This window comes from Massilia sp. PWRC2 (assembly GCF_049896725.1).
Classification (GTDB): Bacteria; Pseudomonadota; Gammaproteobacteria; order Burkholderiales; family Burkholderiaceae_D; genus JAFCUW01.
The window spans coordinates 179159-197187 of the sequence record NZ_JAFCUW010000002.1; the positions used below are offsets into that span (position 1 = coordinate 179159).

At 63.4% G+C, this 18029-nt stretch carries 17 protein-coding genes and 1 pseudogene; 12 read left to right on the forward strand and 6 right to left on the reverse strand.

What is annotated here, in order from left to right; translation table 11 throughout:
- Positions 1 to 23: 23 nt before the first annotated feature.
- From cmk to cysM, 9 genes are all read left to right on the forward strand, one after another.
- Positions 24 to 710 (forward strand): (d)CMP kinase, encoded by a 687-nt coding sequence (gene cmk, locus ACP7BZ_RS05550; RefSeq protein WP_426110884.1) that lies wholly within the window; start codon positions 24 to 26, stop codon positions 708 to 710.
- Positions 711 to 1013: 303 nt separating this feature from the next.
- Positions 1014 to 2726, forward strand: coding sequence for a 30S ribosomal protein S1 (gene rpsA / locus ACP7BZ_RS05555; protein ID WP_426110886.1), 1713 nt, complete (start codon positions 1014 to 1016; stop codon positions 2724 to 2726).
- 18 nt (positions 2727 to 2744) lie between these two features.
- Positions 2745 to 3050 carry an integration host factor subunit beta gene (locus ACP7BZ_RS05560; protein WP_072787195.1) on the forward strand — a complete coding sequence of 102 codons (306 nt, stop codon included), beginning with the start codon at positions 2745 to 2747 and terminating at the stop codon, positions 3048 to 3050.
- A gap of 198 nt (positions 3051 to 3248) precedes the next feature.
- Positions 3249 to 3551 carry a LapA family protein gene (locus ACP7BZ_RS05565; protein ID WP_426110889.1) on the forward strand — a complete coding sequence of 101 codons (303 nt, stop codon included), beginning with the start codon at positions 3249 to 3251 and terminating at the stop codon, positions 3549 to 3551.
- A 40-nt stretch (positions 3552 to 3591) separates the two neighbouring features.
- Positions 3592 to 4767: a lipopolysaccharide assembly protein LapB gene (gene lapB / locus ACP7BZ_RS05570; protein WP_426110891.1), complete on the forward strand. Its 1176-nt coding sequence runs from the start codon at positions 3592 to 3594 to the stop codon at positions 4765 to 4767.
- A gap of 21 nt (positions 4768 to 4788) precedes the next feature.
- Positions 4789 to 6153, forward strand: a complete 1365-nt coding sequence (locus ACP7BZ_RS05575) for a UDP-glucose dehydrogenase family protein (protein WP_426110893.1) — start codon at positions 4789 to 4791, stop codon at positions 6151 to 6153.
- A 102-nt stretch (positions 6154 to 6255) separates the two neighbouring features.
- Positions 6256 to 7188 carry a D-glycero-beta-D-manno-heptose-7-phosphate kinase gene (rfaE1, locus tag ACP7BZ_RS05580; RefSeq protein WP_426111666.1) on the forward strand — a complete coding sequence of 311 codons (933 nt, stop codon included), beginning with the start codon at positions 6256 to 6258 and terminating at the stop codon, positions 7186 to 7188.
- Positions 7189 to 7294: 106 nt separating this feature from the next.
- Positions 7295 to 7627, forward strand: coding sequence for a ComEA family DNA-binding protein (locus ACP7BZ_RS05585; RefSeq protein ID WP_426110895.1), 333 nt, complete (start codon positions 7295 to 7297; stop codon positions 7625 to 7627).
- 179 nt (positions 7628 to 7806) lie between these two features.
- Positions 7807 to 8709, forward strand: a complete 903-nt coding sequence (gene cysM / locus ACP7BZ_RS05590; protein WP_426110897.1) for a cysteine synthase CysM — start codon at positions 7807 to 7809, stop codon at positions 8707 to 8709.
- A 122-nt stretch (positions 8710 to 8831) separates the two neighbouring features.
- Here the strand turns inward: cysM and ACP7BZ_RS05595 are convergent, their stop codons facing one another.
- From ACP7BZ_RS05595 to ACP7BZ_RS05615, 5 genes are all read right to left on the reverse strand, one after another.
- Positions 8832 to 9137, reverse strand: a complete 306-nt coding sequence (locus ACP7BZ_RS05595) for a hypothetical protein (protein WP_229413917.1) — start codon at positions 9135 to 9137, stop codon at positions 8832 to 8834.
- 504 nt (positions 9138 to 9641) lie between these two features.
- On the reverse strand, positions 9642 to 10877 hold the full coding sequence (mltB, locus tag ACP7BZ_RS05600) for a lytic murein transglycosylase B (RefSeq protein ID WP_426110900.1): 1236 nt from the start codon (positions 10875 to 10877) through the stop codon (positions 9642 to 9644).
- On the reverse strand, positions 10874 to 12946 hold the full coding sequence (locus ACP7BZ_RS05605; RefSeq protein WP_426110902.1) for a transglutaminaseTgpA domain-containing protein: 2073 nt from the start codon (positions 12944 to 12946) through the stop codon (positions 10874 to 10876). The genes mltB and ACP7BZ_RS05605 overlap by 4 nt, the downstream gene beginning before the upstream one ends.
- Positions 12943 to 13986 (reverse strand): DUF58 domain-containing protein, encoded by a 1044-nt coding sequence (locus ACP7BZ_RS05610; RefSeq protein WP_426110904.1) that lies wholly within the window; start codon positions 13984 to 13986, stop codon positions 12943 to 12945. Before ACP7BZ_RS05610 ends, ACP7BZ_RS05605 begins: the two co-directional genes overlap by 4 nt.
- On the reverse strand, positions 13987 to 14907 hold the full coding sequence (locus ACP7BZ_RS05615; protein WP_426110906.1) for an AAA family ATPase: 921 nt from the start codon (positions 14905 to 14907) through the stop codon (positions 13987 to 13989).
- Between the two features lie 220 nt (positions 14908 to 15127).
- On the opposite strand from ACP7BZ_RS05615, the gene ACP7BZ_RS05620 reads away from it, so the two are divergent.
- The 3 genes and pseudogenes from ACP7BZ_RS05620 to ACP7BZ_RS05630 form a co-directional block, all read left to right on the forward strand.
- Positions 15128 to 16057, forward strand: coding sequence for a histone deacetylase family protein (locus ACP7BZ_RS05620; protein WP_426110908.1), 930 nt, complete (start codon positions 15128 to 15130; stop codon positions 16055 to 16057).
- A gap of 79 nt (positions 16058 to 16136) precedes the next feature.
- Positions 16137 to 17030 (forward strand): hypothetical protein, encoded by an 894-nt coding sequence (locus ACP7BZ_RS05625; RefSeq protein ID WP_426110910.1) that lies wholly within the window; start codon positions 16137 to 16139, stop codon positions 17028 to 17030.
- A gap of 139 nt (positions 17031 to 17169) precedes the next feature.
- Positions 17170 to 17754 (forward strand): annotated as a pseudogene (locus tag ACP7BZ_RS05630) (carbohydrate ABC transporter permease); the annotation flags it as partial.
- Positions 17755 to 17764: 10 nt separating this feature from the next.
- Here the strand turns inward: ACP7BZ_RS05630 and ACP7BZ_RS05635 are convergent.
- Positions 17765 to 18004, reverse strand: coding sequence for a hypothetical protein (locus tag ACP7BZ_RS05635; RefSeq protein ID WP_426110912.1), 240 nt, complete (start codon positions 18002 to 18004; stop codon positions 17765 to 17767).
- Positions 18005 to 18029: the final 25 nt, after the last annotated feature.

Here is an 18029-nt window from a genome sequence, read left to right on the forward strand (position 1 = left end):
CCCCCTTTTTTAACGACCCTGTCATGCACCCTACTGCCCACCCAGCCGCCGCCATCCCCGTCATCGCCATCGATGGTCCCACCGCCTCCGGCAAGGGCACGGTTGCCCACAAGGTGGCCGACCGCCTCGGTTTCCATTATCTCGATTCGGGCGCCCTGTACCGCCTGACGGCATTGTCGGCGCTGCGCCGCGGCACCGATCTGGGTGATGAGCATGCGCTGGCCAAGCTGGCCGAACATTTGCCGGTGCACTTTGCCGGCGCCGCCATCCTGCTGGCCAACGAAGATGTCAGTGGCGCCATCCGCGCCGAGCAGGTGGGTAATCTTGCATCGAAAATTGCTGCCTTGCCGGCCGTGCGCCAGGCTCTGTTCGCCCTGCAGCTGGGCTTTCGCAAGGCACCCGGGCTGGTGGCCGATGGCCGCGACATGGGCACGGTGATTTTTCCCCACGCGCCCCTCAAAATTTTCCTCACTGCAAGCACTGAGGCGCGCGCGCAACGGCGTTATAAGCAATTGATTGACAAGGGAATTTCTGCTAACATGGAAGACCTCCTGTCAGATCTGAAAGCGCGCGACGATCGCGATATGCATCGCGCCGTAGCGCCTTTGGTGCCGGCAGAAGGGGCTCACCTGCTCGATACTTCCAATATGACGGCCGATCAGGCCATTGAGGAAGTGCTCACATGGTGGGCACAACGAAGCGCTGGTTGAGGGCGGATCTTTGCGCCTGTGATCGAGTCCCGCGTTTCACCCGCAGCGCCCCAGGCTGATGCTATCAATATGACGGCCGAAGCCGGCCCCGGCCCGGCCCTTGAGGTAGTGAGGATCGCGGCGCAGCGAGAAGTGGCAAGTAGTAAACAAGCGGTAAAAAAGCAGTGAAAAAGCAGTAACGGTAATAAAAATGCAATAGCGTGGTGCCCGCCGCGGCAATGGTGTCGTCGGCAGGCGTGGTTCAACCTCAACCCAGTTTAAGTCGCCTCCTGCGAACTCTGCTGGCTAACTCGTGTACAAACTATGTCAACAGCAACAACTGAAGCAACCGGTATGGAAAGTTTTGCAGCGCTCTTCGAGGAATCGTTGTCGCGTCAAGATATGCGCTCCGGCGAAGTTATTTCCGCTGAAGTCGTGCGCCTCGACCACAATTTCGTGATCGTCAACGCCGGCCTCAAGTCCGAAGCTTTTATTCCCATCGAAGAATTCAAGAACGACCAGGGTGAACTGGAAGTTCAAGTCGGCGATTTCGTTTCCGTAGCGATTGAATCGCTGGAAAACGGTTTCGGCGACACCATCCTGTCGCGCGACAAGGCCAAGCGCCTGGCGTCGTGGCTGGCGCTGGAAAAAGCCATGGAATCGGGCGAAATCGTCATCGGTACCGTCAATGGCAAAGTCAAGGGCGGTCTGACCGTTCTGACCAACGGCATCCGCGCGTTCCTGCCCGGTTCGCTGGTCGACACCCGTCCAGTCAAGGACACCACCCCGTTCGAAGGCAAGACCCTGGAATTCAAGGTCATCAAGCTCGATCGCAAGCGTAACAACGTCGTGCTGTCGCGTCGTGCCGTCATCGAAGCATCGATGGGCGAAGAGCGTCAGAAGCTGATGGAAACGCTCAAAGAAGGCACCGTCGTTACCGGTATCGTCAAGAACATCACCGACTACGGCGCCTTCGTCGATCTGGGCGGCATCGATGGCCTGTTGCACATCACCGATCTGGCATGGCGTCGCGTGCGTCACCCGTCGGAAGTGCTGACGGTTGGCCAGGAAATCACTGCCAAGGTCCTGAAATACGATCAAGAAAAGAACCGCGTCTCGCTGGGTGTCAAGCAGCTCGGCGACGATCCTTGGACCGGTCTGTCCCGTCGTTACCCGCAAGGCACCCGCCTGTTCGGTAAAGTCACCAACCTCACCGACTACGGCGCATTCGTCGAAGTCGAGCAGGGTATCGAAGGCCTGGTCCACGTGTCGGAAATGGACTGGACCAACAAGAACGTCGCCCCTAACAAAGTCGTCCAGCTGGGCGATGAAGTTGAAGTGATGGTCCTGGAAATCGATGAAGAGCGTCGCCGTATTTCGCTGGGCATGAAACAGTGCAAAGCAAATCCGTGGGATGACTTCGGCGTGACCCACAAGAAGGGTGACAAAGTCCGCGGCGCCATCAAGTCGATCACCGACTTCGGCGTGTTCATCGGCCTGGCTGGCAATATCGACGGCCTGGTGCACCTGTCCGACCTGTCGTGGACCGAAACCGGCGAAGAAGCCGTGCGTCGCTTCAAGAAGGGTGACGAACTCGAAGCCATCGTGCTGGCCATCGATGTCGAGCGCGAGCGTGTTTCGCTGGGCGTCAAGCAGCTCGAAGGCGACCCGTTCAACAACTTCGCCGCGATGAACGACAAAGGTTCGCTGGTCACCGGTACCGTTAAATCGGTCGAGCCTAAGGGCGCTGTGATCGGTCTGTCGGAAGAAGTCGAAGGCTATCTGCGCGCATCCGAAATCTCGCGTGACCGCGTGGAAGACGCCGGCACCCACCTTAAAGTGGGCGATTCGGTCGAAGCACTGGTCATCAACATCGATCGCAAAGCGCGCAGCATCCAGCTGTCGATCAAAGCGAAAGACAATGTCGAGACCCAGGAAGCGATGCAGAAAATGGCCGCCACCTCCGACAACAATGCAGCTTCGGGCACCACCAGCCTGGGCGCACTGTTGAAGGCCAAGTTCGATAACAAGAACTAATAGCCGGAAACACGTCAGATGACCAAGTCCGAGTTGATCAACCGCCTCGCTGAGCGTTACTCTCAGCTGGTGGCGAAAGATGCGGAGTACGCCGTCAAGACCATTCTCGATGCCATGACCAATGCCTTATCAACTGGTCAGCGCATCGAGATCCGCGGTTTCGGCAGTTTTGCATTGAACAGCCGTCCACCGCGCATCGGCCGCAATCCGAAGTCGGGCGACAAGGTGATGGTCCCGGAAAAACGGGTCCCCCACTTCAAGCCGGGCAAGCAGTTGCGCGAGCGTGTCGATGCGATGGTCGGCCAGCCGATCATCGAAGATTAAGTCCTCTGGCTGGTCTGCAGACAAAAACGGCGCCCTCGGCGCCGTTTTTTTGTTGTGTGAAGCGTACAGGGGACAGGCACCTTCGACGCCAGTCCCCTGTCCCCATTCTCAAACTCCGACAACGCCAGCACCCGGCACTTTGAATAAATCCCCCCAATGTGAGACACTTCGCATTTAGATACCAACAGGACCTGGCCGATGAAATTCGTCTCCACCCTCGCCGGATTGATCCTGTTTGTGCTGTTTTTCGGCTTCGCCCTGAAAAACACCCAGGAAGTCGATCTGCACTTCTTTCTCCACTACGAACTGCGTGGCCCGCTGGTGCTGATGCTGCTGGCCTTCTTTATCGCTGGCGCGGCCCTCGGCATCCTCGCGGTGACGCCGACGGTGTTCCGTCACCGGCGCGAGCGTACGCGCCAGGAAGACGCCCTGCAGGCCCTGCAAAACGCCCAGAGCGTTGCCGGCGCCCCACAGCCGGACAGCGTGGGGAGTGGCCGCTAAGCTGCCGCCCGCCCGATCAACATTAAAATAAAAACAATCCATGGAATTTGAACTCTGGTGGCTGCTTGGCATCCCCTTTTTTTTCACCCTCGGCTGGATCGCTGCCCGCGTCGACATCAAGCAGCTGCTCGCCGAATCGCGCAGCCTGCCGACGGCGTATTTCAAGGGCCTCAATTTTCTGCTGGCCGACCAGCATGACAAGGCCATCGATGCCTTCATCGACATCGTCAAGCTCGATCCGGAAACGGCCGACATGCACTTCGCCCTCGGTAACCTGTTTCGCCGCCGCGGCGAAATCGAGCGCGCCATCCGCGTCCACCAGAACCTGCTCTCGCGCCCTGACCTGCCGCTCGAGCAGCAGCAGCACGCGCGCTACGAACTGGGCATGGATTACCTGAAGGCGGGCCTGCTCGACCGCGCCGAAGAAACCTTCAATTTGCTGCTCGACGGCGCTTACGCGGTGCAGGCGCGGCGCGCCCTGCTGGAGATTTTTCAGCGCGAAAAAGAATGGCGCCGCGCCATCGACGCTGCGGTCGGCCTGCAGGAATCGGGCGCTGGCGCCCGTCAAAAAGAAATCGCCCAGTTCTACTGCGAGCTGGCGCAGGATGCGCTGGTGCAGATGCAGGTGCCGCAAGCGATCGCATTGCTCGACCAGGCCCTGCAAACGGACCGCAAGAACGTGCGCGCCACCATGCTGCTCGGTGACGCCCAGCTGGCTCAGGATGACGTCGAAGGGGCGCTGCTGACCTGGCGGCGCGTCGAACAGCAAAGCGTGCCGCACGTGGCGCTGGTGGCGGCGCGCCTGATGGATGGCTACCGTAAAGTAGGACGGCCGCAGGAAGGTGTCAACCTGCTGCGCGTGTACCTGGCCGAGGCGTCGTCGATCGACCTGATCGAAGTGGTGTTCAAGGCCGTCATCGAGCTCGATGGGGTCGATGCCGCCAAGCGCGTGGTGGTCGAAGAACTGCGCCGCACGCCGACCCTGCTGGGGCTCGACAAACTGCTCGAAGCGCGCCTGATGGACGCGCCGCCCGAAATCTGGGAAGAGTTATCGATGGTGAAGAACCTGGTGCACGGCTATACCCAAAAGCTGGCGCGCTACCAGTGCAGCCACTGCGGCTTCAAGGCCCGCCAGTTTTACTGGCAGTGCCCGGGCTGCAGCCGCTGGGAGACGTACCCGCCGCGCCGCACCGAAGAACTCAATGTAATGAACTGATAAAAAGTTGAAGACCCCGACATGAAAATTACGATTATTGGCACCGGCTATGTGGGCCTGGTGACCGGCGCCTGCCTGGCCGAACTGGGCAACGATGTGTTTTGCCTCGACGTCGATGGCGCGAAGATCGCCATGCTCAACAGCGGTGGTATCCCCATTCATGAACCGGGCCTGGCCGAAGTGGTGGCGCGCAACCGCGCCGCCGGCCGCCTGCAGTTTTCCACCGACGTCGCCGCCTCGGTGGCGCACGGCGACCTGCAGTTCATCGCGGTCGGCACGCCGCCCGACGAAGATGGCTCGGCCGACCTGCAGTATGTGCTGGCGGCGGCGCGCAGCATCGGCCGCCACATGACGGGTTTTAAGGTCATCATCGACAAGTCGACGGTGCCGGTGGGGACGGGCGAACGGGTGCGCGCCGCGCTCAATGAAACCATCGCCGCCGGCAGCGGGGCGACCTTCTCGGTGGTGTCGAATCCCGAGTTTCTCAAGGAAGGCGCGGCGGTCGAAGATTTTATGCGGCCCGACCGCATCGTCATCGGCCACGACAGCGACAGCGCCGGCCTGCGCGCGCGCGCGCTGATGAAAAAACTGTATGCGCCGTTTAACCGCAACCATGAACGCACCTACTGGATGGATGTGCGTTCGGCCGAATTTACCAAGTACGCCGCCAACGCCATGCTGGCCACCCGCATCTCCTTCATGAACGAACTGGCCAATCTGGCCGACCGCGTCGGCGTCGACATCGAGGCGGTACGCCACGGGATCGGCTCCGATCCGCGCATCGGCCACAGCTTTTTGTATGCCGGTGCCGGTTACGGCGGCTCGTGTTTTCCGAAAGATGTGCAGGCACTCGAGCGCACCGCCCGCAGTTACGAGCAGGACCTGCTGATCCTGCGCGCCGTCGAAGCGGTCAACGACCGCCAGAAACAGGTGCTGGGCCAGAAGGTGGTGGCCAGCTTCGGCGAGGATCTGCGCGGTCGCCACTTCGCCGTCTGGGGCCTGGCCTTCAAGCCAAATACCGACGACATGCGCGAAGCGCCGGCGCGGGTGCTGCTGCGCCAGCTGCTCGAACGCGGCGCCAGCGTCGCCGCGTTTGACCCGGTGGCGATGGCCGAAGCGCGCCGCGTGCTCGAACTCGATCTCGACGCCGACCAGTTTGCGCGCCTGCGCTTTGCCGCCACGCCGATGGACGCGCTGTTAGAGGCCGACGCGCTGGTCATCGTCACCGAATGGAAGGCCTTCCGCAGTCCCGACTTCGACGCCGTCAAGGCGCGCCTGAAAAGGGCGCTGGTATTCGATGGCCGCAACCTGTTCGAACCGGCGCAGATGGCCGAAGCGGGTTTCGAATACCACGGCATCGGCCGCTCGGTGCTGACCCGTCGCTAGGAGGCTTCGATGGAAAATTTTGCATCTGCATCTGCATCTGCATCTGCATCTGCATCTGCATCGGCATCGAGCCGCCTGCTCACGCCCGACAGTCATCCGCAGATGGCGGCGCCCGACCTGTCGGCCGTGCGCATCCTGGTAGTAGGCGACGTCATGCTCGACCGCTACTGGTTCGGTGAAGTCAACCGCATTTCGCCGGAAGCGCCGGTGCCCATCGTGCGCGTGGAAAAGCGCGAGGAGCGCCTCGGTGGCGCCGCCAACGTCGCCCGCAACGTCGCCTCGCTGGGCGCCCAGGTCGGCTTGTTGGGCGTGGTCGGCGCCGACGAGGCAGGCGAACAGGTCGCCGCCCTGCTGGCCGCCTCCAGCATCCACAGCTACCTGCAGCGCGACAGCGCCATCTCCACCATCATCAAGCTGCGCGTGATCGGCCGCCAGCAGCAACTGCTGCGCATCGACTTCGAGGACGCCCCCACCGACACCGTGTTGCGCGACAAGCTGACGGCGTTTAACAGCAAGCTGCCCGAGTACGACGTCATCATCCTGTCCGACTACAACAAGGGCAGCCTGGTCAACGTTGCCGACATGGTCAGGAGCGCACGCGCCGCTGGCAAGATCGTCATGGTCGACCCCAAGGGCGATGATTTTTCGCGCTATGCCGGTGCCACCATCCTGACCCCCAACAAGGCCGAGCTCAAGCGCATCGTCGGCAGCTGGAGCAGCGAGCAGCAGCTCACTGACAAGGCGCAGGCGCTGCGCCTCGAACTCGGTCTCGATGCGCTGCTGCTGACGCGCTCGGAAGAAGGCATGAGCCTCTACACCGCCAGCGACATCCTGCACATGCACGCCGCCGCCCGCGAAGTGTTCGACGTCTCCGGCGCCGGCGACACGGTGATCGCCACCATGGCCGCCATGCTGGGTGCCGGCATGCCGATGGCCGACGCCCTGATCGCCGCCAATCGCGCCGGTGGCATCGTCGTCGGCAAACTCGGCACCGCCACGGTGACGCGCGCAGAATTGTTCGGCGCCGGCGCCTGATCCCCTTAAGTGAGGTCAACAGTGCGCCGTCAACGCTGGCGCTGACGGCGCCGTTGTTGGACGCGGGCGGCATGTGCCGCTCGTGAACCCACAACGGAGACGCACGATGATCAAGCAAGTAGCGATGGCCCTGGCAGCGCTGGTGGCCAGCATGGGCTGTGCCCTGGCGCAGGTCGATGTCAACAAGGCAGACGCCGCCGCCCTCGATGGCATCAAGGGAATCGGGCCAAAAATGGCCAAATCGATTCTCGACGAACGGGGCAAGGGCGGGGCCTTCAAGGATTGGGCCGATTTCGAAAAACGGGTGCAGGGTGTGGGCGAAAAAAACGCCAGGCGGCTGTCGACGGCCGGCCTGACGGTGGGCGGCAAGCCGCTCGATGGCACTACGGTGGCGGCCGCCCCGAAGGCTGACGCCAAGAAAGCGGCAACCGCCAAATAAGCACCGCCGGTAGAGTAAGGCCACAGCGCAAAAACTAGCAAATTTGCGCAAGATGGTGCCGGCACCCTGGTGCCGGTTTCACGCTTTAAGGCACCGCACATCGGCGTCCCGCACGCGCACGCACGCGAACATGCGCGGCGGCATACAATGGCAGCTTGACCGAATAGCCAGAGAGACTCATGTCTTACAAGACCATCCAAGATACGATTGGCAACACGCCGCTGGTGCAACTGGTGCGCCTGCCGGGTGCCGATGCGGCAGCTCGCAACAACATTATTTTAGGCAAGATGGAAGGCGACAATCCCGCCGGTTCCGTCAAGGACCGGGCGGCGCTGTCGATGCTGGTGCGCGCCGAGGAACGGGGCGACATCAAGCCGGGCGATACCCTGATCGAAGCGACCAGTGGCAACACCGGCATTGCGCTGGCCATGGTGGCGGCCATCCGCGGCTACAAGATGGTGCTGTTGATGCCCGACAATCTATCGATCGAACGCCGCCAGAGCATGGCCGCCTACGGCGCCCAGATCGTGCTGACGCCGAAAACGGGCGGCATGGAATATGCGCGCGACATGGCTGAACAGATGCAGCGCGAGGGCAAGGGCATCATCCTCGACCAGTTCGGCAACGCCGACAACCCTCGCGCGCATTACGACACCACCGGCCCGGAAATCTGGCGTGATACGGGCGGGCGCGTCACCCATTTCATCAGCGCCATGGGCACCACCGGCACCATCATGGGCGTCTCGCAGTACCTCAAAGAGCAAAACGAGAGCGTGCGCATCGTCGGCGCCCAGCCGGAAGAAGGCTCGTCGATTCCCGGCATCCGCAAATGGCCAGAAGCCTACTTGCCGAAAATTTTCGACAAGGCCAGGGTCGACCAGATCGAAAGCGTCAGCCAGGCCCAGGCCGAGCACATGGCGCGCCGCATGGCGGCCGAAGAGGGGATTTTCTGCGGTATCTCGGCCGCGGGCGCCTGCGAGATTGCCTTGCGGGTATCGCAAACGGTGGAAAACGCAACGATCGTGTTTATCGTCTGCGACCGCGGCGACCGCTACCTGTCGACCGGCGTATTTCCCGCCTGAGCGGGACGCAGAACGGCAAAAATAATGCCGACGTCCCGTTCGCGGGAGGTCGGCATTATTTTTCATCTCAGGCGCAGCGGACGGTTGGGCTGGCCTTGCCGGTACCTGACCGGCTCTTACGATCACGCCTGCGGTTCGCCTTCTTTAGGCTTGAACTGCTTGTCGCTGATGCGGAACTTGTTACGACGGTCACCCATCAGATAACGCAGGTCACGGATCGACAGGTCGCTTACTTCATGCATGCGAATGAGCAGCGAAGCGCCGACCGGCAAGCGGTGGTGGCGGATTTTGGAGATAACTGGCGGAGCCACTTCCAGCGCGCGCGACAGGGCTGCATCGTTTTTCAGGCGCAGATTTTCGATCAGCGTGTCAAGCAACCGGTTAGGGTTGTATTGCAACAGATCGTCTGAATCCGAATCACTGTTCATGTCAATGCCGACTTGGTTTGTCATTTTCGATCATTCCTATTTGAGTTGTGCCACAGGTTCATAGACTCGGCGTTCGCGCTGCTACAACCACGTAAATTGATTTCGAGTGCAATGGTTTCCGAGAACACTTTGGAAAATATATACACAATTGTACAAGACTTTCCAATGTAATACCTGACAGCAATAAAATTTTACGCGCAATGTGTAAATTTTTTGTTGTCGCTATGCAACGTAGCTACAATGCAATTCTCTCACATTTACGCGGCTTGGGAATTGTTTTATGTGTAAAGTTAAGCATAGGGCAATTGCCGATTATTGGCCGCACGAATGAAAACTTTTGTGGCATTATTGCAACATTCCGGGGAGTATCATCTTGGCAAGCCCGAATTTCATTGTTGAGTTTGCTATATCGGCAAAGATACAGGGGGGGAGTATGCTCGCGAAATTGTTAAAAAAATGCTGCTTTACCTCATTATTACGTTACAGTTAATTACAAAGATTCCTCTATCGCAAGCCCAGTTCAGCGCGTGCCAGGCGGATCGTCCGCCCCAAATCGAGCACCGACATCGCATAGAAGTAGCTACGATTATATTGAGTAATAGCATAAAAATTATCTGTAGCTAGCCAATATTCTGTTGCTTCCGCGCCATTTTGTAGGTCGATCAGCCCGAATTTCGTATCTGGAGGCAAGTTCTCGGCGCTCGTGACCCCTGCCGCCCGCAACTGTTCGGCGCTATAGCTCGCTTGCAAGCCCTGGCTGAGCATGCCCTCCCACGCCCGCGTGGCCGATAGCTGGGCCGCGACCACGGCACGCTGGTCGCCGGCGGGCCGCCAGCCGTGTTGTACCAGGAAGTTGGCGACGCTGCCGATGGCATCGACGGCGGAGCCGCGCAGATCGATGCTGCCGTCGGCATCGAAATCGACGCCATATGCCAGTATGCTGCCCGGCATGAACTGGGGCAGGCCGACGGCGCCGGCAAACGAGCCTATCAAGCTGAACGGGTCGATATTCGACTTGCGCGCCAGCAGCAGGGTATTTTCCAGCTCACCCCGAAAGAAAGCCTGGCGGGCCAGACGGTTGGGCGCATCGGGGTAGGCAAACGCCAGCGTGGTGAGGACGTCCAGCACCCGAAACCGCCCGGTGTTGCGGCCATACACTGTTTCAACGCCGATAATGGCGACGATGATTTCCGCCGGCACCCCGTATTCGGCTTGCGCGCGCGCCAGGGCGTCGGCATGGCGGTTCCAGAACTCCACACCGGCATTGATCCGCACCGGTTCGACAAAGCGCTGCCGGTATGCTTGCCAGTTTTTCGGCTTGCCCGGCGGGCCGGGTTTGACCAGCTGCACGGCCGAATCGATGTAATTGACTTGCTCCATCACCGCTTTCAGGGCGGCCGGCTCGAAGTTGTAATGTTTGACCATGTCGGCTTCGAAGTCAGCCACCGCCTGCCAGCCACGGAAATTGACCGGCTCGCCTTCGACATCGCTGGCGCGCGCGGCCGCTCTGGCTGTCACTTTGCTGGCCGGTTTGGCGGTGGTCTTGGCGTTGAGCCTGGCCTTGCTGGCGGCGGCACGCAGCGCCGCCACTGCTTTCGGATGGGTCGGATCGGCGGCCGCCTGCGCAGGACGCGCAGCGATCGTCGTTGCCAGCATGGCAACAGCGAGGGTCAGGGAAACGGTGGAAACAAGTGCGCGTGGATAGGGCTGTTGTAATGGCAGGGACGGCAACACGGTCATCGGAGTTTGGTCAGCAGATGTTTGAGGGTGGCGATCAGCCTGGGGGGCGCTGGCGGGGCGCCGTATTTATACGCAGTGTAGAGTCCCAGAAACGCCTGGGCAGCCTGCCTGCGCGCGCGGGTGAGGGCGGCGGCGTCGACGCGGCGGCCATAGGCCAGCGGACCTTCATCGCTGGCGCGGGTGACGCCGTGGCGCGCCAGTTGCAGGCACAGAGCCGAGTATAGCGCATCGACCGGATCGCCCCGCCGGCGCACGCGGCGCGCGTGCAGCGGCGCCGCCAGCGCTGCCGCTGTGGCCAGCGCAGCCCAGCTACGCGGATCGGTGACGGCGGCGCTGAGCGCCTCGATGGCGCTGCGCTGGCGCTCCGGCGTGTAGTTGAGCACCCACTGATTCCAGCCGTTGCTCAGCGCCGCCACCTGAAAGCGCAGCCGGCCCAGCAGCGAGTCACGGTCGGCCGCGAAGTCCATCAAGCCGTCCAGCGCCGCCAGGCCGAACGGCGGCGCGCTGCCGGCGCGACGACTGGCGCCGCTGAGCACCCGGCTCGGTGCCACCGCCGCCGTTGGATCGACCCGCACCCAGCCGCTCCCGGCCAGCCACACTTCGGCCCACGCATGGGCATCGGACTGGCGCACCGTCATGAAGCCGTCGACCGGATTGACTTCGCCGCCCTGGTAGCCGGTCACCACGCGCGCCGGCACACCGGCGGCGCGCATCAGAAACACGAAGGCGCTCGCATAGTGCTCGCAAAAGCCGCTGCGGGTGCGGAACAGGAAGTCGTCGACGCTGTCGCGGCCTAACTGTGGCGGCTCGAGCGTGTAGAAAAAATCACCCTGGCGAAACATGGCAAGCACGGCCTGCACGCGCATGGGCGCTTCGACTTGCGCCTGCAGGATGCGGGCGGCGGCCAGCGCGCGCGGGTTGCTGCCTGCGGGCAGGCGCAGCCAGCGCGCAGCGTCGGTCAGCGCGTCCTCGGCCTGCAGACGGTACTGGGGATAAGAGATGGCGTCATAGCGGATGCGCTGGTTAATGGCGTCGAGCGAGGACAGTTCCTGCGCCTCGCTCTGCGCGCTGGCCGCGTCGCGCAGGGTGGGGGCGGCGGCGGCCAGATCGAGCGCGAACAGCCAGCGCTGGCCGCTCGGCTCGAGGGTGATTTGCTGACGCACGGCGGCGCCTTGCCAGCTGCGCTTGATCGCGCTGACGGCGCCGGCGTCGTTCAGCGATGACGACGACGATGACAACGATGCCGCCGGCGCCGCACTGGCCTGGGTCCAGGTGCGGCCGTCGAAATCGGCCAGCACCACGCCGCGCCAGTACAGCAGCTGCGGCGCCGGCAGTGGATCGAAAAAGCGTACCCTAAACGCCACTTCGTCCGACTGCGCCAGCTTCGCCAGATTACCGGGTGCCATGCTGTTGGACATGCCGGTGCGACCGGCGTTTCCGTCTTCGGGCATGCCCCATAAGGGCCCCTGCAAGCGCGGGAACACCACAAACAGCAGTACCGCCAGCGGCGTGGCCAGCAGTACCAGGCGGGCCGACAGCCACAGGCGGCGGCGCAGCGGCGGTGGCGTGCCGGTAAACTGAAACGATAGCTGGGCGGTGAACAGGGTGATGATCGCCGCCATCATCAACAGTGCCGTGCCGATACCCTGTGCATAAAAAAACGTCGTCAGCAGCAGAAAAAAGCACAGGTAGATCACCACGAACAGATCGCGCCGCGCACGCATCTCCAGCATCTTGAATGCCACCAGCAGCACCAGCATGGCGACGCCGGCATCGCGTCCCAGCACGGTCTGGTAAGTGAGCCAGATGCCGCCGACCGCGGCGCTGGCCAGCGGCACCAGCAGAATTGCCGGCGGCAGCCGCGTGCCACGCACGGTGATCGCCATGCGCCAGCCCATGGTGGCCAGCGACAGCGCGGTGATCCACAAGGGCAGGTGCAGCGCGTGCGGCGCCAGCACCAGCAAGGCGCCGGCCAGCAGCAGCAGGGTGTCGGACTTGTCGCGCGGCAGCCGCTTGACGAACAGGGCCAGGCGCTGGCGCAGGGCTGCCAGCGGTGCGCGCGCCGTCATGGCGTTGTCCTGTTGCCGTACAGCGCCAGCGCCTTCAGGCATTCGGCCTGGTGGGCGGCGCCGGCGGCCGGCGGCAGCTGCACGCTGCCCAGCCGGAAGCCGTAAGGCTGGCCGCGCTGTTCGGCCATCAGCACCCAGCGCGTCAGCCGCGACAGGCGCGCTTCAACCGACAGGCTGGCTGGCAGGGTGGCGAAGTCGAGTACCAGTTCGTCGGTGCCGCCTCCTTCAAAGTGCTTGGTCACCAGCTGGCCGCCATGCTCGAGGTCGAGCCGGGCGATCTGGCGCCAGGCCAGGCTGCGCATCGAGTCGCCCGCCTGGTAATTGCGGATGCCGCCAAAGTCGTCCTGGCCGCCGCTGCCGCGGCCATCGTCCGCTGCGGCGCCGGCCAGTGGCAGCGGCGGCGCCTCGCTTTCGGGGAACGGATAGACCAGTGCGCGCATGGCTGGCTGCCAGTAGCCCCAGGCCCGAAACAGGCCCAGCGGGAAACGTGATACCAGCCGCACCTGTGGCGCCGGCAGCCAGCCGCGCCGGCTGCTGGCGCACGCCAGTTCGAGCAGCGCATCGGCAGCGGTCGGCGCATCGGTCAGATAGCGCGGGCCGGCACCGGCAAAATCGACGCCGATGGCGTAACGATCGAGCCCGCTGCGGTTGATCACGTGCAGTTCAAAGCGCGCTTCGGCGCCGGCGAAGACGGCGCCAACGCGGCCCGGCCGCAGGTGCAGGTTGGCCAGGTTGCGGTAAGTAAGCAGCATGTCGACGATGCCGCACGAGATCAGCAGGAAGGCCAGGCCAAAGCCCAGGCCCAGGTTGTAATTGGTGGCACCCACCAGCAGCACCAGCACCAACGCGCAAAACCCCAGGCCGGCCTTGGTGGGCAGAATGTACACGCGGCGGCGGTGCAGCAGCACTTCTCCCGCTTCAGCGCCCAGCTCGGGAAACAGCAACTTGCGCAGGCGCTGCTTGAGGCGGCCGCCAACGCCGCTGGGCCGCGGCGCATGGCCGGCGCGCCGCTCGGGGAGATCGGGGCCGCGCACGCTCATTTAAACGGGCACGGATTGCTGCAACTGCAGCACCAGGTCGCGGCTGGCCATGGCCACCCCGTGCGCCGACTTGAGCGGGCGCAGGCGGTGCGCGCAGACCGGCACCAGTACCGCCTGCACATCTTCCGGCACCACGTGGTCGCGCCCTTCCAGCGCCGCCCAGGCGCGCGCGGCCCGCAGCAGGGCGATGGCAGCGCGCGGCGACAGCCCTTCGGCGAACAGGCCGTCGTGGCGCGACGCGTGCGCCAGCGCCTGCACGTAATCGATCAGCGCGGCCGACGCATGGATGCTGCCCAGCGCCTGCTGCGCTGCCAGCAATTCGGCCGGCTGCATGGCCGCCGGCAGCGCGCGCAGCATGGCGCGGCGGTCGTCGCCCATCAGCAGCGCGCGTTCGGCGGCGGCGTCCGGATAACCGAGTGACAGGCACATCAGAAAACGGTCAAGCTGCGATTCCGGCAGCGGAAACACGCCCACCTGGTGCGACGGATTTTGCGTGGCGATGACGAAAAATGGGGTCGGCAGCGCGCGCGTGACGCCATCGGCGCTGATCTGGCGCTCTTCCATCGCTTCGAGCAGCCCGGACTGGGTTTTGGGGGTGGCGCGGTTGATTTCATCGGCCAGCAACACCTGGGTGAAAATCGGCCCCGGGTGAAACACGAAGGCATTGCTGTCGCGCTCATACACGGCGATGCCGGCAATGTCGGCAGGCAGCAGGTCGCTGGTGAACTGCACCCGGTTAAATTGCATGCCCAGTGAAATGGCCAGTGCGTGCGCCAGGGTGGTCTTGCCGACCCCGGGCACATCTTCGACCAGCAGGTGGCCGCCAGCGAGCAGGCAGGTCAGGGCCTGGCGCACCTGCAAATCCTTGCCAACAATAATCTGGCCCACTTGCTGGGCCACCGCGTGCATTTTCTTGAACATTGCCGCCTTTATTCAATTGTTTCAACGGAACGACGGGCCACTGCCCCCCGCGGTCGGCCGCTGGCGGCCGCACCGCGGTGCGCCGGCAGCGTCACCGGCATGGTAGATTAGCGCACCGACGCAGCTTTGTGCCCGTCTGACCGTCATCCGCAAGATTCTATAAGAGAACTGTTGCCGGTAGTCTGAAAAAAGCATGGCACCAGGACATATATATTACTTTATGAGTACAGCCATCTACAGCCATCCCGATTGCCTGCGCCATGAAATGGGCGACTGGCACCCCGAATGCCCGGGACGCCTGCAAGCCATCGAAGATCAATTGATTCGCGCCCGTCTGGACGGCTTGCTGGAGCGTCGCGAAGGACCGTTGGCCGAACTGCCGGCGGTGCTGCGCAACCACACGCTGGCCGCCGTCGCCGCCATTCGCGACAACTTGCCGGCAGTCGGCGATTATTATTCGATCGATGGCGATACCATCCTCAATGCCCACAGCTACCAGGCCGCGCTGCGCGCCGCCGGCTGTGCCATGGCGGCCACCGATGCGGTGCTGGCGGGCGACATCGACAATGCCTTTTGCGCCATCCGGCCGCCCGGACACCACGCGCGTCCCGGTAACGCCATGGGGTTTTGCCTGTTGAACAATGTGGCGCTGGCGGCGCTGCAGGCGCTTGATGGCCATGGCCTCAAGCGGGTCGCCATCGTCGACTTCGATGTCCACCACGGCAACGGCACGGCCGAATCATTCCATGACGATGCGCGCGTGCTGATGGCCAGTTTTTACCAGCATCCGTTTTATCCCTACAGCGAGCCGCAGCCGGAGAGCGCCACCGCCGTCAATATGCCGCTGCCGGCGCGCAGCGGCGGTGACGCCGTGCGCCAGATCGTCACCGAGCACTGGCTGCCGGCGCTGCACGCGTTCCGTCCCGAAATGATTTTCATTTCAGCCGGCTTCGATGCCCACCGCGAAGACGATCTGGGCGAAATGGCGCTGGTCGAGGCCGATTACGCGTGGATGACACGGCAAATGATGGCGGTGGCGGCCGAACACTGCCAGGGCCGCATCGTCAGCTGTCTGGAAGGGGGCTACAACCTGTCGGCGCTGGGCCGCAGCGTGGTGGCCCACGTGAAGGCGCTGGCGCAGCTTGATTAAGCACAAACGCTGCTGAGCGAGCCCGAACTTCTCCCCTGCCGCCGCACTCCAACCGTGCATCAGGATACGGGAGGCAGCCATGAACACGACGCTATTGCGGGTTGGTCTGTTTTTTTTGCTCATGCTGGGCGCGCTGCCGCTGTGCGCCTCGGCCGCCAATTACACCCTGTGGGTCAATGGCCGCGGCGCCGGCGGGGTGCCGGGCAACTATCAGGACTTCAGCTACTGGGGGCCGGCCGCCGTCAACGCGGGCGTCAACAAACAAGCCGTCAACTGGGACGGCGCCGGCAGCATCGCCGAACAGAGCGGCATCGTGCGCAATGCCCTCGACTGTTTTTGCACGGGCAGCAACTGGTGCTATATCGCCGCCTACAGCGCAGGCGACCCCATCGTCGGCTACAACCTGGCCCACTACGGCAGCTCCCAGCGCCCCGTCACCACGGCCGTCGCCAATGCGGCAGGAGTGTGTGCGCCAGCCGGCGGCGGCGCACCTACCCAAAGCGGCTGGAACATCAAGTGGATACGGGTGGCCGCTGGCGCCGGCGGCGGTACTGAACTGGCTGACGTCGGCGCCTGGGCCCTGGGCGAAGCGCTGGCGCGCGACCTGCGCACCGCCACCGTGCGCGCGATGTACAACCACAACAGCACGGGCGGCGTCATGTTCTATATGTATGCGGGCGCGCGTGGCACCCTCTACTCTTTTCTGTTGCCGGGCCAGGATGACGAGGTGGTGGCCTATCACAGTTCCGGGGGCGTTTCGGGGTCGTCTGGCGGCGCTTACTGCAATCCCGGTGACTGGTTCTGTCGCGACCTGACCCTCGGTGAACAGGTCAACGAGGGCGGCGTGCCGAAGTGGAGTTATCACGCGGTGGTGCTGCGCGACGATGGCGAGCGCTACACCCATTATTTGCAGAAAAACTGGCAGGGGATCGCCGCGCCGATGCGCGCCGATGTCGAGGCGAGTGCGCTGTAGCGAGCGCTCCAGGGTGCCTCGGGCTACCTTGGCGCACCTGCGTCGGCGCTGATATTTGCCGCTCACCTGTCAGCTGCCGGCGCGGGATTTGCCGGTGGACGCGTGCTGCAGCAGACATGGCTGCGAGGCCACGCGCACCGGCGCCATCGTACTGGTACCGATGGCCGGTTTCGCGCTGTCGACCGATAGCTTGCGCGGCAATCTGCTGTGGCTCGCCACCTTCGTTGCCTGCAATTTTGTGCCGGTGCAAATCGTCATGACCCCGGTGCGCCAATTGTCGCTCGACTTCGGCGTGTTCAACACGGTAGGCGCACCGGTGCTGTTCCACACGGGGTTCCAGACGGGTTTTTGCACGCTCTTGCTGTGTATCTTTATCAAGCAGCTGCCGTTCAAATTGATCGAAGCGGCGCGTATCGAGGGCGCCGGCGAATGGACCGTGTTCACCCGGGTGGTCCTGCCGCTGATCCGGCCGGCGCTGGCGGCGCTGGGCATCCCGGTGTTTACCTTCGTGTGGAACGATTATTTCTGGGCGCTGGTGCTGACCCAGGGCGATTCGGCAGCGCCCGTCACGGTGGGCGTGGCCCGCTTGAACGGGCTGTGGACGACGTCCCGGAACCTGGTCTCGGCCCGCGCCATCCTGGCGGCGCTGCCATCGGTGCTGATGTTCTTCCTGATGCACAAGCATTTTGTCGCCGGCCTGCCGTTCGGCGCCACCAAGGGGTAGCTCCCTTGAATCAGCCCGACGCCAGCGCCATCAGGCTGGCCAGCGCGGCACGGCGGCGTTCGCGTGCGCTCAAGCGTTTGCCTTTGATGACGACCTCGGCCGCCGTCGTCGGCGCCGCATGGAGCTGGGCCGGGGCGGCGGGCCGGGCGCGCGCCGCTGCCCGCGCCTCATGCCGGGGCAGGGCAGCGACCAGCAGGGCGGCGATGGCAGCGATGCCGAACAGGGTTTCCATGTGTTTGAGGGCTGTCATCGGCGGTCCTTGGCATCGAAAACGC

Excerpts from the sequence above, each read along its gene's own strand:
- ACP7BZ_RS05605 (WP_426110902.1), bottom strand. The coding sequence starts at position 12,946 with ATGACGGCGCGCGCACCGCTGGCAGCCCTGCGCCAGCGCCTGGCCCTG.
- ACP7BZ_RS05635 (WP_426110912.1), bottom strand. The coding sequence starts at position 18,004 with ATGACAGCCCTCAAACACATGGAAACCCTGTTCGGCATCGCTGCCATC.
- ACP7BZ_RS05560 (WP_072787195.1), top strand. The coding sequence starts at position 2,745 with ATGACCAAGTCCGAGTTGATCAACCGCCTCGCTGAGCGTTACTCTCAG.
- cmk (WP_426110884.1), top strand. The coding sequence starts at position 24 with ATGCACCCTACTGCCCACCCAGCCGCCGCCATCCCCGTCATCGCCATC.
- mltB (WP_426110900.1), bottom strand. The coding sequence starts at position 10,877 with ATGACCGTGTTGCCGTCCCTGCCATTACAACAGCCCTATCCACGCGCA.
- cysM (WP_426110897.1), top strand. The coding sequence starts at position 7,807 with ATGTCTTACAAGACCATCCAAGATACGATTGGCAACACGCCGCTGGTG.
- ACP7BZ_RS05625 (WP_426110910.1), top strand. The coding sequence starts at position 16,137 with ATGAACACGACGCTATTGCGGGTTGGTCTGTTTTTTTTGCTCATGCTG.
- ACP7BZ_RS05585 (WP_426110895.1), top strand. The coding sequence starts at position 7,295 with ATGATCAAGCAAGTAGCGATGGCCCTGGCAGCGCTGGTGGCCAGCATG.
- ACP7BZ_RS05620 (WP_426110908.1), top strand. The coding sequence starts at position 15,128 with ATGAGTACAGCCATCTACAGCCATCCCGATTGCCTGCGCCATGAAATG.
- ACP7BZ_RS05595 (WP_229413917.1), bottom strand. The coding sequence starts at position 9,137 with ATGAACAGTGATTCGGATTCAGACGATCTGTTGCAATACAACCCTAAC.
- ACP7BZ_RS05610 (WP_426110904.1), bottom strand. The coding sequence starts at position 13,986 with ATGAGCGTGCGCGGCCCCGATCTCCCCGAGCGGCGCGCCGGCCATGCG.
- ACP7BZ_RS05565 (WP_426110889.1), top strand. The coding sequence starts at position 3,249 with ATGAAATTCGTCTCCACCCTCGCCGGATTGATCCTGTTTGTGCTGTTT.
- rfaE1 (WP_426111666.1), top strand. The coding sequence starts at position 6,256 with ATGGCGGCGCCCGACCTGTCGGCCGTGCGCATCCTGGTAGTAGGCGAC.
- ACP7BZ_RS05615 (WP_426110906.1), bottom strand. The coding sequence starts at position 14,907 with ATGTTCAAGAAAATGCACGCGGTGGCCCAGCAAGTGGGCCAGATTATT.
- lapB (WP_426110891.1), top strand. The coding sequence starts at position 3,592 with ATGGAATTTGAACTCTGGTGGCTGCTTGGCATCCCCTTTTTTTTCACC.
- ACP7BZ_RS05575 (WP_426110893.1), top strand. The coding sequence starts at position 4,789 with ATGAAAATTACGATTATTGGCACCGGCTATGTGGGCCTGGTGACCGGC.
- rpsA (WP_426110886.1), top strand. The coding sequence starts at position 1,014 with ATGTCAACAGCAACAACTGAAGCAACCGGTATGGAAAGTTTTGCAGCG.